The 13,758-nt window shown below is 65.6% G+C and carries 15 protein-coding genes; 5 read left to right on the top strand and 10 right to left on the bottom strand.

Annotation, left to right across the window (positions count from 1 at the left end; genetic code table 11):
* Positions 1–81 precede the first annotated feature (81 nt).
* Positions 82–732 (bottom strand): extensin family protein, encoded by a 651-nt coding sequence (locus ACILRA_RS10730; protein WP_395662094.1) that lies wholly within the window; start codon positions 730–732, stop codon positions 82–84.
* A 137-nt stretch (positions 733–869) separates the two neighbouring features.
* On the opposite strand from ACILRA_RS10730, the gene ACILRA_RS10725 reads away from it, so the two are divergent.
* Entirely contained in the window at positions 870–1,328 is a 459-nt protein-coding gene (locus ACILRA_RS10725; RefSeq protein ID WP_395662093.1) for a c-type cytochrome, read from the top strand.
* 13 nt (positions 1,329–1,341) lie between these two features.
* On the opposite strand, the gene ACILRA_RS10720 is transcribed toward ACILRA_RS10725, so the two are convergent.
* Positions 1,342–1,941, bottom strand: coding sequence for an ABC transporter substrate-binding protein (locus ACILRA_RS10720; protein WP_395662092.1), 600 nt, complete (start codon positions 1,939–1,941; stop codon positions 1,342–1,344).
* A gap of 75 nt (positions 1,942–2,016) precedes the next feature.
* Positions 2,017–2,625: a phospholipid-binding protein MlaC gene (locus ACILRA_RS10715; RefSeq protein ID WP_395662091.1), complete on the bottom strand. Its 609-nt coding sequence runs from the start codon at positions 2,623–2,625 to the stop codon at positions 2,017–2,019.
* Positions 2,626–2,800: 175 nt separating this feature from the next.
* On the opposite strand from ACILRA_RS10715, the gene ACILRA_RS10710 reads away from it, so the two are divergent.
* A complete protein-coding gene (locus tag ACILRA_RS10710) occupies positions 2,801–3,787 on the top strand; it encodes an ArsR/SmtB family transcription factor (RefSeq protein ID WP_395662090.1) in 987 nt (328 codons plus the stop codon).
* Positions 3,784–4,665, top strand: a complete 882-nt coding sequence (metF, locus tag ACILRA_RS10705) for a methylenetetrahydrofolate reductase [NAD(P)H] (protein WP_395662089.1) — start codon at positions 3,784–3,786, stop codon at positions 4,663–4,665. Before ACILRA_RS10710 ends, metF begins: the two co-directional genes overlap by 4 nt.
* Positions 4,666–4,672: 7 nt before the next feature.
* On the opposite strand, the gene ACILRA_RS10700 is transcribed toward metF, so the two are convergent.
* The gene (locus ACILRA_RS10700; RefSeq protein ID WP_395662088.1) at positions 4,673–5,296 is read right to left on the bottom strand and encodes a glutathione S-transferase family protein; all 624 of its coding nucleotides are present in this window, start codon (positions 5,294–5,296) and stop codon (positions 4,673–4,675) included.
* Between the two features lie 117 nt (positions 5,297–5,413).
* Between ACILRA_RS10700 and ACILRA_RS10695 the strand changes: the two genes are divergently transcribed.
* Both ACILRA_RS10695 and ACILRA_RS10690 read left to right on the top strand, forming a co-directional pair.
* Positions 5,414–6,331 (top strand): lysophospholipid acyltransferase family protein, encoded by a 918-nt coding sequence (locus tag ACILRA_RS10695; RefSeq protein ID WP_395662087.1) that lies wholly within the window; start codon positions 5,414–5,416, stop codon positions 6,329–6,331.
* Between the two features lie 67 nt (positions 6,332–6,398).
* On the top strand, positions 6,399–6,965 hold the full coding sequence (locus ACILRA_RS10690; protein ID WP_395662086.1) for an ABC transporter substrate-binding protein: 567 nt from the start codon (positions 6,399–6,401) through the stop codon (positions 6,963–6,965).
* 5 nt (positions 6,966–6,970) lie between these two features.
* Here the strand turns inward: ACILRA_RS10690 and tam are convergent, their stop codons facing one another.
* From tam to ACILRA_RS10660, 6 genes are all read right to left on the bottom strand, one after another.
* The gene (gene tam, locus ACILRA_RS10685; protein ID WP_395662085.1) at positions 6,971–7,741 is read right to left on the bottom strand and encodes a trans-aconitate 2-methyltransferase; all 771 of its coding nucleotides are present in this window, start codon (positions 7,739–7,741) and stop codon (positions 6,971–6,973) included.
* Positions 7,738–8,334: a L,D-transpeptidase gene (locus ACILRA_RS10680; RefSeq protein WP_395662084.1), complete on the bottom strand. Its 597-nt coding sequence runs from the start codon at positions 8,332–8,334 to the stop codon at positions 7,738–7,740. The genes tam and ACILRA_RS10680 overlap by 4 nt, the downstream gene beginning before the upstream one ends.
* A gap of 35 nt (positions 8,335–8,369) precedes the next feature.
* Positions 8,370–8,960, bottom strand: a complete 591-nt coding sequence (locus ACILRA_RS10675; RefSeq protein WP_395662083.1) for a L,D-transpeptidase — start codon at positions 8,958–8,960, stop codon at positions 8,370–8,372.
* Between the two features lie 83 nt (positions 8,961–9,043).
* Positions 9,044–10,699 (bottom strand): energy-dependent translational throttle protein EttA, encoded by a 1,656-nt coding sequence (ettA, locus tag ACILRA_RS10670; protein ID WP_395662082.1) that lies wholly within the window; start codon positions 10,697–10,699, stop codon positions 9,044–9,046.
* Positions 10,700–10,825: 126 nt separating this feature from the next.
* The gene (locus ACILRA_RS10665; RefSeq protein WP_395662081.1) at positions 10,826–11,581 is read right to left on the bottom strand and encodes a TerC family protein; all 756 of its coding nucleotides are present in this window, start codon (positions 11,579–11,581) and stop codon (positions 10,826–10,828) included.
* Positions 11,582–11,698: 117 nt separating this feature from the next.
* Positions 11,699–13,687, bottom strand: a complete 1,989-nt coding sequence (locus ACILRA_RS10660) for a hydantoinase/oxoprolinase family protein (protein WP_395662080.1) — start codon at positions 13,685–13,687, stop codon at positions 11,699–11,701.
* Positions 13,688–13,758: the final 71 nt, after the last annotated feature.

The raw sequence follows: 13,758 nt of genomic DNA, 5'->3' as shown, positions 1-13,758 counted from the left end.
TGATTTCCTGATCCATGTTCTTCTCGTTCATGGGCGCTGATATGCGCCGGATGGGGCCGGATTGCAACAGATGCGCCACGCCTACCTGCAATAGCTGCTGCCACTGCGGCGGTTCTGCAGGTCGAGGTGGAAGTGGTCGCGGTGGTGCCGGTCGGCATCGGGGCCGAGCACGGTGCGGAACTGCCCGCAGGCCGCCTCGTGCACGCTGGCGAGGAAGCGGCGCTCGTCCCTGCCGCCGCGCCAGCCGTCCAGCACGGTGACCTTGCGCCCGCTCTCCAGCGTGAAGCCGGCGATGTCGATGGCGTTGCCGAAGCCGTGCTCGCTCATCTTGGCGCCTTGCTTGTGGTTGCGGGCGCGGCAGGCAAAGGACGCCGCAACATCGATGCTCACCACCTGCTCGCCGAAATTCTTGCGGGCGGCGCGCTGCACGTCGTTTTCGAGCCAGCCATTCAGCGGATCGGCGAGACCGCAGTTCATGGTCGCCGCCCTGCTGAACGACACCGAACCCAGCGACTGGACCCGCCAGGCGTTCGGGATCTCGCAGCCGTTGCCCTCGTCGATGTCGCGGATTTTCTCGGCCAGCCCGATGCGGGACGGCTTCACGGAGCACGACCCCTCAGGCGCCCGGAGCCCCTGCGTGTCGAAGCTGGTCTTCTTTGTCGATGAACCGCCACAACCGGCGAGGACGGCCGCAACAGCGGCAACGGCGATGAACTTCCGCAGATGGGGCATGACTCGAGACAACGCGACTTACAGTTGAAACGCTGACCCTAGACCCGCCAGGGTTAACGATCTCTCAATTGACCAGGGTCAAGGCGGCAACCAGGCAAGGGCGCGAGTTTGACCGGGGAAAAGCGGAGGGAACGCGCATGCGTCGTAAATCTCTGGTGACGGGCCTCGTGGCGGCCGGTCTTCTCATGGCGGGTGCCCAGGCGGCCGCGGCATCCGGAACAACGGGCGGCCCGCTCGTCAGCGAGGGCATCAGCCTCGCGCTGGGCGCGCGTGACTACCGAAACTACTGTGCCGCCTGTCATGGGCCCGAGGGCAAGGGCGATGGCACGCTGGGCGAATTCCTCACCCTCGCCGTCCCCGACCTGACGATGCTGTCCAAGCTCAACACCGGCCTGTTCCCGCGCGAACGCGTGACCGCGGTGATTGATGGCCGTACCGATGTGAAGGTGCACGGAATGCGCGACATGCCGGTCTGGGGCGACTGGTTCAACGTCGAGGCTGTTTCGCAGGATACCGACCGCGAGACGCGCGAACTGATCGTGAAGGACCGCATCGAGTCCCTCGTCTCCTATATCGAGAGCGTCCAGCAGAAGTGAGCCGGGGTCCGGCTCAGCGGTTCAGCGCCGCCACGAGTTGGGCCACGTCGCCGTTGCGCTTCGACAGGAAGGACGTGAAGATGCCGCGTTGCAGATAGATGAGCGAGAAGCCCATCACCTTGGCGTCGGCCACCTTGAAACTGCCCTTCCTCTCTGTCAGCTTCCACACGACTGTGTAGGACTGGCCCGACATGAGGAAGACCTTGGTCTGCACGCTCACATCCTTGCCGTCGGCGTCCGCCTTGCCGATCTCGTATTTCGAGACCACATATTCGCGTGACTGGTCGGCGAAGTAGCGCGCCATGAAGGTAAGGGTACCTGCGTAATAGGCTTCCCGCTGGCCCGCAGGCAGCTTGGAGCGGTACTGGCCCAGCGAATAGTCGGCGATGGCGCTGACATCGGCATGGCGCTGCATCGCGCGCCTGAAGCTGGCCACCGTGCCCTGGCGGTGGGCGTTCAGCATGTCCTTGCCCACCTTGCGCATGTAGGTGAGTGCTTTCTGCTCGGTTGGGGTCGCTTCGGCCAGGGCTGGTGTGGCGAGGGCCGCAAGCAAACCGGCAACGGCTAAGCGCCGCGTCAGCCGTGCCGGTCCTGCCGGATGTCTTTTGGACATGATTCGCCCTCCGGTGCGTTACATCACCCTGCCATAGTGGAGAGCTTCAAGCCGCGTCAACAACGCCGCAGCACCTCACCAGGTCTCGGCTTCCTTGAGTTCCGCGAAGAGCGGCCCGAAATCGCCCTTGGACGACTTCAGCACCTTGCTGAAGCGGTCCTTCATCGAGATCGTCAGCCACACGCCCTTCAGGTTCACATCGCTCACCCGGTAGCCGCCGCCGGACGAGCTGAGCCGCCAGCGCACCTGCTCGCGCCCGCCCTTGCCCTTGATGACGCTCTGGATCACCGTAAAGCGGCCCTGCTTGGTGGTCGAGACGATCTCAAGCTCGGTGCCGCGGAAGTCATCGACGTAATAGACGAACAGGGCAGCGGCATAGTTGCTGACGAGATCGTAGAACTCCGCGCGCTTGGAGGCTGGCAGCTGCTTGTTGTAGGGGCCAAGTGCAAAATCGGCGATGGACTTGAGGTTGATGTAGCGGTTCATGAGCGCGGCGAACTTGGCCCTGAGCGCCGGTCCCTTCTGGCCGTTATTGGCCAGCGACATCACGTTCTCGGCAATGTCCGTCACATAGTCCTCGGCTGGCGTGTTCGCTAATGCCGTCGCCGGCCTGGCGAATACGGTGGCCAACAACAGCGCGCCAAGCTCCCGCCGGTTCAGCAGGCGATGTCCGCGATCAGTCATAGTCCCTCCCAGAGGCCCCGGAACACCCGGGCCGCCACATGACAATACGCCGCGAAATCATGACGAATGCAAGACCTCCGCTTGTTCACACGTGGATTTTCGCAATCGACTTCATCTCTGACGGCTGTTGCGATCTACATAAAGATATGTTTATGTCATTATGGAGGTAACGTCCATGGATGAATTGCTCTCCGGCCTGCGCGCCGCCGCCGAGGCGACCCGCGTCCGGATCCTGTTCCTGCTCGCCCACGGCGAGGCGAATGTGAGCGAGCTTACCCAGATCCTGGGTCAGAGCCAGCCGCGCGTGAGCCGCCATCTGAAGCTGATGGCGGAGGCAGGCCTGATCAGCCGCCACAAGGAGGGAAACTGGGTGCTGTTCCGCTTGCGCGAGGAGGACATGGGCGGCGCCCTGTCGCGCGCCATCGTGGACCTGCTGCCCGGTGCGGATCCGGTGCTGGCGGGCGACCTTGCCCGTCTTGAGGATATCCGCACGCGGCGCGCCGAGGCAGCATCCCGCTATTTCGCGGAAAATGCCGCGCGCTGGGAGGAGCTCCGTTCGCTCCACGTGCGTGAGGAGGATGTCGAGCACGCGATGGTACGGCTGGCGGGCCAGGCGCCGGTTCGCCTCCACGTCGATCTCGGCACCGGCACCGGCGCGGTTCTCCGCCGCTTCGCCGCGCGTGCCGCGCAGGCGATCGGCATCGATTCGAGCCGCGACATGCTGGCCATCGCCCGCGTCAACCTGGAGGCCTCGGGCATCCGCAACGCCCAGGTCCGCCATGGCGAGATCTATGCCCTGCCCTTCCCGGACGGCTTCGCGGATTTCGTGACCATCCACCAGGTGCTGCACTTCCTGGAGGACCCTGTCCGGGCGCTCGCCGAGGCTGCCCGCATCCTGGAGCCGGGCGGCCGCCTGCTGGTCGTCGACTTCGCCCCGCATGAGCTGGACGACCTGCGCACCGGCCACGCCCACCGCAGGCTCGGCATCGCCGCGGAACACATGGCCCAGTGGCTGGCCCGCGCCGGCCTGTCGCTGGTGCAGCATGACGTGCTGCCGCCGCCGTGGCGCAAGCAGGGCCAGGGCCTCACCGTGTCGCTCTGGCTGGCCGCGGCACCTTCCACACCCGCCCTCGCAACCCCGAAGATGGACCGCGCCACATGATCGCCTTCGCAGAGGATGTCTCCGGCATCACCGTCTCATTCGAGTTCTTCCCGCCGAAGGGAGACGCCGACGAGAGCTTCTGGCGCACCATCGCCAAGCTCGAGACCGTGCATCCCAGCTTCGTCTCCGTCACCTATGGCGCGGGCGGCACCACGCGAGACCGCACGCTCGCGACTGTGCGCCGCATCGCGGCTGAAACGGCGCTGAAACCCGCCGCACACCTGACCTGCGTCGGCGCCAGCAAGGAAGAGGTGAATGCCGTCGTGAGCGACTTCGCAGCGGCCGGCGTGCGCCACATCGTGGCGCTCCGGGGCGATCCGCCGGCCGGAGCCGGCACGCGCTTCGTGCCCCACCCGCAAGGCTACCGCAACGCCGCCGACCTGGTGCGCGGCATCCGCGCGTTGGGTGACTTCGAAATCTCCGTCTCGGCCTATCCCGAGCGTCATCCTGAATCGGTGTCGATCGAGGAGGATCTCGCCTTCATGGCCGACAAGGCAGAGCATGGCGCCAGCCGCGCCATCTCGCAGTTCTTCTTCCACAACGCCTTCTTCCTGAGGCTCAGGGACCGCATCGCGGCGCGCGGCATCGCGATCGAGCTGGTGCCGGGCATTCTGCCCATCACTTCCTTCGCCAGGGTCAGCGAGTTCGCGGCCAGGTGCGGCGCCCAGGTGCCGCCAGCGCTCGCCCGCCGCTTCGAGGGCCTCGACGATGACCCCGCCACCCGCAACCTCGTCGCCGCCATGGTCGCCGCCGAGCAGGTCGACGCGCTCCGCCGCGAAGGCGTGAAGCACTTCCACTTCTACACGCTGAACCGCGCCGATCTCGTCTACGCCATCTGCCGCGTGCTGGGCCTGGGAACAGTGGCGCAGGCGGCGTGAGGCGTCCTCACGCCCCGTTGCGCTCCCACACCTTCTTCACCGCGGCGTTTGCCAGCACGCCATCATACATGCGCCCGAGCACAGGATGCTTGGCGAACAGGGCTGGCATGTCCGGCGCCCAGGTGCAGAGCATGGCGGCATAAATGTCGGCGGCACACATGCGCTGGCCGAGGATGAAGGGTCCCTCCCCCAGCGCATCCGCGTAGATCGCGAATTCCTGCATCATCGTCTCGAGCGCCCGGGCCTTGATGCCGTCAGCCTCGCCGGCCTTCAGCGTGTAACGCTCCGGGTAGAACAACCTCAGGTCGCTCATGTAGAGCGCGGTGGCGAGATAGACCTGCCAGCGCAGGAACCGCGCGCGATCCGGCGCGGTCGGCGTAGGCGACAGCCCGGCCTCAGGGTGAAGATCCGCAAGGTAGATCATCATGGCAGCACTTTCCGTCATGATACTGTCATCAGGCAGCACCAGCGTCGGAACTTCCGCCTTGGGATTGATCCTGTGAAAGAACTCCTCGAAGGACCCGTCGGCCATCCGCTCCAGAACGATGACCTTGTAATCGGCGCCGCAGGCCTCGAGCAGGGCCTCGGGTGCCATGGATCCGGCGGTGTTACGGCAATAGAGCGTGTACATGATGATTCCTCCCCTTCCGGCAGTCTAGCCGCATTCGGAGCAAAAGGGCAGCCTGCTCCATTGCATGCGCGCCGTCGAAATGCGATGGAAGGTGAGACCCACCGGCCACGATCCCCCATGGCGAAAAGCTTCGCAACACTCTCACCGCGCAAACTCCGCTTCAGCTACTCCACCGCTGACCAACCCGTGCTGCAGCGCGCGGTCATCCAGGCAATCGAGAAAATCGGCGGCCAGCGCAAGCTCAAGAAGCTCTATGCCCAGCATCAGAAAAACCTGAAGAACGGCGAGAACTTCTTCGATTCGGCGATCAGCCTGCTGCGCATGCGGGTGGAATACGACGAGGAGGCGCTGGCCCGCACACCCGCGGCCGGTCCCGTGCTGTTCATCGCCAACCATCCTTATGGCGTGCTCGACGGCATCACGCTCACCTGGCTTGCCACCAAGGTGCGCCCGGATACCAAGGTGCTTGCCAACGACGTGCTGTGCCAGGCGCCGGAAGCAGCGGCAAACCTGCTGCCCGTGGCCTTCGCACCCACGCGTGAGGCGCGCGAGACCAATGTGGCGTCGCGGCTTGAGGCGCAGTCCTGGCTCCGGCAAGGCCATGCCATCGGCATTTTCCCCGGCGGCGGCGTATCGACATCCGAGAAGCCGCTGAAGGGTCCGGCAGTGGATCTGCCCTGGGCGCCCTTCACCGCAAAACTGCTGCGCTCCTCGCGGGCGACCGTGGTGCCCGTCTTCTTCGTCGGCCAGAACTCGCGGCTGTTCCAGCTCGCCAGCCATCTGAGCCTCACCCTGCGGCTATCGCTTGTCTTCCGCGAAACAGCACGGCGAATCGGCTCGCGCCTCAGGGTGCGGGTGGGCGAGCCCATTCCTTTCGAGGATATCGCCCACATCGAGGACCGCGCCGAACTCGTGATGGAACTGAGGAAGCGCACCTTCGGCCTGGCGCGGCCGGAGGATTTCAAGGGCCTGCACCAGGACCTGCACCTGCGCGAGGCGCGCATCAAGGGTGGAAAAGCCAAGCAGGACGACTGACGGGGCTGGAGCTTAAGCCACCTTTAATTGTATTATGGTGCCCTGCCTCGCAGATCGAGCAGCCCCCATGGTGACATCCGTGCAACGCATTCTCTCCGTCTTCGCAGGCCTCCTGATGCTCGCCATCGCGCTTGGCGGCACGGCACTTGCCGAGACGAAATGCGAGGCGGCAGGCTTCGTGAAGAGCGCTGCCCACGCCTATGACCGCGCCGCAAGCTCAGGCTCCGCATCCGCCTTCGCCAGCGCAGCCGCGCGCTTCTCCGACCTTCGTTCCTTGAGCCTCTTCGCACTCGGCAAATACCGCAAGGACCTGCCGAAGTCGCGTGAGGCCGAATTCCTGGCGCTCAGCCGCCAGTTCGTCGGGCAGGTCCTCAAAGACCATGGCAGGGGTTTCCGCGGCGCCAGCCTGGTGATCACCGATTGCAAGTCCTCAGGCGGAAACCTGCAGGTGTCGGCCCGCACCTCCAGCGGCACCAAGATCATCTTCCGCCTCGCCCGCGCCGGTGGCGGCTTCACGGTGAAGGACATCAACATGCGTGGCGTCTGGCTCGTCCAGCAAATGCGCTCCACCTTCGTGGGCACCATCACCCGCACGGGTTCAATCGACGGACTGTTCAAGTACCTCAAGAGCTAGACACCTCACCTCACGCCCACCAGAAACAATCGCGGAAAACGCAGCAGCACCACGCCGTCCGCCTGCTCGGGGTAAGCCCCCCGAAGCAGTTCGCGGTAGCGCGCCAGATAGGCCGCGCGCTCATCCTGATCCAGGGGGGCAAGCCAGGGCCTGAGGCCGGTGGTCGTCAGCCAGGACACGATGCCGTCCACGCCGTCGAGCGGGTGGTTGTAGATCGTGTGCCAGATGTCGAGCCGCCGGAAGAACGGCTTCAGCCGCGCGTAATAGCGGGCGGGCTCTGGCAGCGCCTCGCGCGTGGCCGCCGCACCGGCAAGCTTCCCCGCCCATGGCCCCATGCCGGCCGCGTGCTGCATCAGCGCGTGGCTCGGCTCCATCAGATTGTCCGGCATCTGTATGGCGAGCACGCCGCCATCGGGCAGGCAGCGCGCCAGCCGCGCGAGCGCACCGATGTGATCAGGCACCCAGTGGAAGGCCGCATTTGAGAAGATGAGGTCCGGCTCGCCTTCCGGCCTCCACGCCGCGAGATCGCCCGGCTCGAACCGGGCGGAGGGGCAGGCCTTGCGCGCCGCCTCCAGCATGGCGGCTGAATTGTCGATGCCGGTGATCGCAGCACCCGGGAAGCGCTTCACCAGCAGCGCTGTCGAGTTCCCCGGCCCGCAGCCCAAGTCATAAACATGCCGCGCCTGGCCGAGCGGCACCTGCGCCAGCAGATCGCGCGCCGGCCGCGCGCGCTCATCGGCAAATGCCAGGTAGTGCGAAGGCGTCCAGTCGCTCAATACTCCATCACCACCACCCGCGCGCCCAGTTCGACGCGGTTGTAGAGGTCAATGATGTCGGTATTGAGCAGTGCGAAGCAGCCCGCCGTCTTCTTCTTGCCGACGAGTGCGGGGTCATGCGTGCCGTGGATACGGTAGATGGTGTCCACCTCGCCCTGATAGAGATAGAGGGCGCGCGCGCCCATCGGGTTGTCCGGCCCGCCCGGCATGCCGCCCTGCTGCCACTTCACCAGCTTCGGGAATTCGGCGATGTGCTCAGGCGTTGGCGTCCATGTCGGCCATTTTTCCATGCGGCCGATGGTGGCCGCACCTGACCAGGTGCGCCCCGCCTTGCCCACCGACGCGCCATAGCGGATCGCCTGGCCATTGCCGAGCACGAGGTAGAGAAAGCGCTTGCGCGGATCGACAACGATGGTGCCTGCCGGCTCCGCGGTCTCATACTCTATTTCGCGGCGCCGGTACTTGTACTGGATCTTGCGCTCGTCGCTGGCGCTGACGGGAAACGGCTCATCCTCAAGGGCGCGCGCGGGCGTCCAGGGCAGTGCAGCGGTTGCGGCGAAAGCGGCGAGCAGTCGGCGGCGCGTGATCGGCATGGCGGGCGGGTCTCCGGCGGATTGGTTTTTCACTCTCAGGTGACAAGCACTTCGGTGCCGATCTCCACGCGCTCATAGAGGTGGACGATATCGACATTGAGCATCCTGAGGCAGCCGGACGTCACCTTGCGGCCGACGCCCTTGGGCTTGTTGGTGCCGTGGATGCGGTACAGCGTATCGACCTTGCCCTGATAGAGATAGAGGGCGCGCGCCCCCATCGGGTTATCCCGCCCGCCGGGCATGCCGTCGACGCGGTATTGCTCCAGCTTGGGCCAGCGCGCAATGTGCTCCGGCGTCGGCCGCCAGACCGGCCACTCGGTCTTGCGGCGGATCACCGCCCTGCCCGCCCAGGTCTTGCCGTCATCGCCCACGCCCACGCCATAGCGCATGGCGCGGCCCTGGCCCAGCACGTGATAGAGATAGCGCTTTTCCGTATCGACCACGATGGTGCCCACGGGCTCCGCTGTCTCGAAATCCACCTCGCGGCGGCGGAACCTATAGGGAACTTCCTGCGCCTCGGAAGCAAAAATGGGCGCCAGTTCGCGCGCAAAAGCCTGTTCGCCGAACAGCGGCAGAGCCGCAGCCGCGGCGGCGGACCCAAGGAAATGACGGCGAGTCAACGGCATTGCCTTGCCTCCCTTGTTTGGATACCTCAGCGTTTAGACCGGAGTGCCGGAATGCGTCAATCCCGGCGCGGGTCACAACCGTGTCAGCGCGCGAACTGCTTGTACCTGATGCGCTTCGGCATCACGCTGTCCTCGCCCAGGCGGCGCTTCTTGTCTTCCTCGTAGTCCTGGAAGTTGCCTTCGAACCATTCGACGTGGCTGTCGCCCTCGAAGGCGAGGATGTGGGTGGCCAGACGGTCGAGGAACATGCGGTCGTGGCTGATGACCACGGCACAGCCGGCGAAATCCTCCAGCGCCTCTTCGAGGGCTGCCAGCGTTTCCGTGTCGAGGTCGTTGGTCGGCTCGTCGAGGAGCAGCACATTGGCGCCGGTCTTCAGCATCTTGGCGAGATGCACGCGGTTACGCTGGCCGCCCGAGAGGTTGCCCACCTTCTGCTGCTGGTCCGCGCCCTTGAAGTTGAAGGCGCCGGTGTAGGCGCGGGAATTCATCTCGCGCTTGCCCAGATAGATCACATCATTGCCGCCCGAGATTTCCTGCCAGACGGTCTTGTCCGGGTCGAGGGAGTCGCGTGACTGGTCGACGTAGCCCATGTGCACGCTCTCACCGATGGCGATGGTGCCTGAGTCAGGCTTCTCCTGCCCCGTGATCATGCGGAACAGCGTGGTCTTGCCCGCGCCGTTCGGCCCGATGATGCCGACGATGCCACCCGGCGGCAGCTTGAAGGTGAGATTGTCGATCAGCAGCCGGTCGCCATAGGCCTTGGAGACGCCCTCGAGGTTGATGACGGTGTTGCCCAGCCGCTCACCCGGCGGAATGATGATCTGCGCGGTCGTGGACTTGAGGCGGTCCTCGTTCACCTTCAGCAGCTCGTCATAGGCCTTGATGCGGGCCTTGGACTTGGCCTGGCGGGCCTTGGGCGAGGCGGAGATCCATTCCGACTCACGCGCCAGCGCCTTCTCGCGTGCCGCGTCCTCGCGCGATTCCTGGGCGAAGCGCTTGGCCTTCTGGCCCAGATAGGCGGAATAGTTACCCTCGTAAGGGATACCGCGGCCGCGGTCGAGCTCCAGGATCCAACCCGTCACGTTGTCGAGGAAGTAGCGGTCATGGGTGACGATCATGATGGCGCCGGGATAGTCGCGCAGGTGATGCTCCAGCCAGTTCACCGACTCGGCGTCCAAATGGTTGGTGGGCTCGTCGAGGAGCAGCAGGTCGGGCTTCCTGAGCAAGAGCTGGGTCAGCGCCACGCGGCGCTTTTCACCGCCTGAGAGATTGTCGATCGAGGCCTCGCCCGGCGGGCAGCGCAGCGCATCCATCGCCTGCTCCACCTGGGATTCGAGGTCCCACAGATTCTGGCTGTCGATCACGTCCTGCAGCTTGCCGGCCTTTTCGGCGTTCTCGTCATTGTAGTCGGCCATCAGCGCATTGTATTCGTCGAGGATCGCCTTCTTGTGGGCGACACCTTCCATGACATTGCCCATGACGTCGAGCGCGGGGTCAAGCTCCGGCTCCTGCTGCAGGTAGCCCACCGTTGCGCCCTCCGCCAGCCAGGCCTCGCCGTTCCACTCCGTGTCGATGCCCGCCATGATGCGCAGCAGCGTAGACTTGCCTGAGCCGTTGGGGCCCAGGATGCCGATCTTGGCATCGGGGTAAAAGGAGAGGTGGATGTTCTCCAGCACCTTCTTGCCGCCGGCATAGGCCTTGGTGAGACCCTGCATGTGATAGATGAACTGACGGGCCATGAAATGACGTCTCTCTTGCAGAATGAGGGGATTGGCCGCGCCTTCTAGCGGAGGGCGCGGTGGAGGGCAACCTGTCAGCTTGCCCTTCTCCCACCTGCGGCGGGAGAAGGGGAAAGGCCTTGAAGGTCAGTGCCCGGCCTGCTTCTTCTTCCTCGCGCGCCTGGCCATCATGTTCAGCAACTCAACGAGGGCCGAGAAGCCCATGGCGGCATAGACGTAGCCCTTGGGCACATGGAAGCCCATGCCCTCGGCGATCAGCGTCATGCCGATCATCAGCAGGAAGCCGAGCGCCAGCATGACGATCGTCGGGTTGGCCTGGATGAAGCGCGCCAGCGGGTCCGCCGCCAGCAGCATCACCAACACCGCCACGATCACCGCGATGTACATGATAGCGATATGGTCGGTCATGCCGACCGCCGTGATGATGGAATCGACCGAGAACACGAGGTCGAGCAGCAGGATCTGGAACACCGCCCCGCCCACCGTCAGCGTTGCGGTTTGGCCCATCATGTTCTCCTTGCTGTCGTCGGGATCCACCGAGTGATGGATTTCCTTGGTCGCCTTCCACACCAGGAACAGACCGCCGGCGAGCAGGATGATGTCACGCCAGGAATAGCCCTCGCCCAACACCGTGAAGACGGGCGCAGTCAGCTGCGCGATCCAGGAGACGGTGGTCAGCAGCAGCAAGCGCATGATTAGCGCCGCCCCGATCCCGATCCGCCGGGCCCGCGCCCGGTGCTCCTCGGGCAGCTTGTTGGACAGGATGGAGATGAAGATCAGGTTGTCGATGCCGAGCACCACCTCCATCGCCACCAACGTCGCCAGCGCGACCCAGCCTTCCGCCGTGCCGGCGAACGAAAAATATGTCTGCCAGAAATCCATGGCTCCCCTCCCGCAATTTGTCTGCCCCGGCAGGCTTATGGATCAGTGGAAGCTAGGGTTCAACCCTTGCGGCGCGTCATGGGCCGGAAGCGTGGCCGGTCCGCAGCCCGGAAAGGGTCAGCCCCGCGTCTCCGGACGGCCAAGCGCCTCGGCCTTCACGACTGCCTCGAGCAGGCCGTTGTCGTCCACCGCGTCCGGCAGGTGATGCTTGCTGACACTGAGCCGCACCTCGGGCGCCTGCGCACCAAGCTGCCGCACGGCCTCGAGTGCGCCCGCGCGCGCGCGCTCCTCCGCCGCCGCGAGTGCCGCAGCGCCCGACGTGAAGACCTCGGTTCCCGCAGGCCCGTGGAGGCGGAACAGCCCGCTCCCGTCGCCGTCGACGGTGAAGGTCACCGTCTGCGCGATGACACCCGTCGCGGCACCCACCGCATTGGCGACGTCGAAGAAGGGCGGGAAGATCATCTCGCAGCCGAGCCTGCGTCCGGCCTCTTCATAATAGACGCGCACCGGCCCGCCCACCGCGACGACGGGAACGGCGGGCGAAAGCGAGACCTTCGCCAGGCCCAGGGCGCCGCGGCCCGAACTCACGGCATCGACCAGTTCATGATCGCCGAAGCTCTTGCCGAAGGCGGTGTCGAGGATAACGCGCGCCGTGCGCCGCACCGTCTCCGACCACACTTCGCGGCAGAAGGCCTCAACGCGCGCGGCATCGCCGAGCTTCATGTCGCGGAAACGGACCATGAGCTTGGCCGCAAGTGCTGCGGCGGGGCCCGGCCAGTTGTCCTGCAGGCCCAGCACATGGGCGGCGTCCGATGGGGTGAAGCCGCCGGTCTGGACAAGGCCCTTGCGCTTGAGCGCAGCCAGCGCCCGCTGCGCGGCGGAGGATACCGCGATCTTGCGGATGGGCTTCGGCCGCTCATCGACAAGGGCGAGGATTTCCGCCTCGCGCGGGCTCACCTCCGCGGTAAGGGCCGCATTTGCGCCGAAGGGCTTCAGCACGAACTTGCCGTGCAGCGAGCCACCCTCGGTGTCAGCAAGATCGGCCTCCAGCATCGCGACAACTTCCGGATAGCGCGAGGCGAGCAGCGAAATGGGCGCCACCCGCTGCGGCCCCACCTCCAGCCTGCCATTGAGCCCGATCGCAATCTCGCTATCGCCGCCAAGGCCGATGGTCTTGACGTCGATGGCCTTCACCATGGTGCGCCAGCCGCCGACCTCCGCACCCTGCTCCGCCACCTGCGGACGCCCGCCAGCGAGAATGCCTAAATCCGTCGTCGTGCCGCCCATGTCGGACATGATGAAATCCGCCTTCCCGCACAGCCAGGACGCGCCAACGAGGCTCGCGGCGGGGCCGGACAGCACCGTCTCGATGGGCCGCAGGGCCACGCGCTCGGCCAGCGCCAGCGTGCCGTCACCCTTCACGATCATCAGCGGGCAGTCGATGCCGAGGCCGCGCATGGAGCGGCGCACCGCCTCGATCAGCATGGAAACGCGCGAGATCAGCCGGGCGTTCAGCACCGCCGTCAGCGCGCGCCGCGGCGCATCGAGTGCCGAGGTCAACTCGGTCGACAGCGTCGCGGGCTTGCCCGTGGCCTTCGCGATGATGTCACGCGCGCGCGCCTCATGCGCCGGATTGCGCACCGCGAAGGCGGATGCGATGGCAAAGGCATCGACCGGCATTCCTGCGATGGCGCTGGCAAGGCCTGCGGCGTCCAGCGGCTTCGCCTCTTCGCCATTGTGGTCATGCCCGCCGGAAATCATGGCGATCGGCATGCCGGGAAAGGCCTTGGCGATCCCCGTGCGCTCCGCCATGGCCTGATCGAAGCCGATGAGGATCACGCCCACCGCACTGCCATGGCCTTCGACAACCGCATTGGTGGCAAGCGTGGTGGACACCGAGACGAGCGAGATGTCCTCCGGCTTCAGCCCCTCTGGAAGCTTCGCCACTGCCGCCGTGATGGCCCCCGTGACGCCGATCGACAGGTCGCCCTTGGTCGTGATGGATTTGGCCGAGGCCACCACCTTGTGCCCCTGCGCCTCGATCACCGCCGCATCCGTATAGGTGCCGCCGGTGTCAACGCCGATCAGATAAGTCTTCTTTGTCATGAATTCACTTTCTCCCTCGCCCCCGCAGGGGGAGAGGGCCGGGGTGAGGGGGTGGGGCCGCGAGGCGGATG

It is taken from the genome of Aestuariivirga sp. (assembly GCF_044239095.1).
Lineage (GTDB): Bacteria > Pseudomonadota > Alphaproteobacteria > Rhizobiales > Aestuariivirgaceae > Aestuariivirga.
Note: the sequence above shows the minus strand (reverse complement) of the source record. Positions and strands in the feature narration are given on the sequence as shown.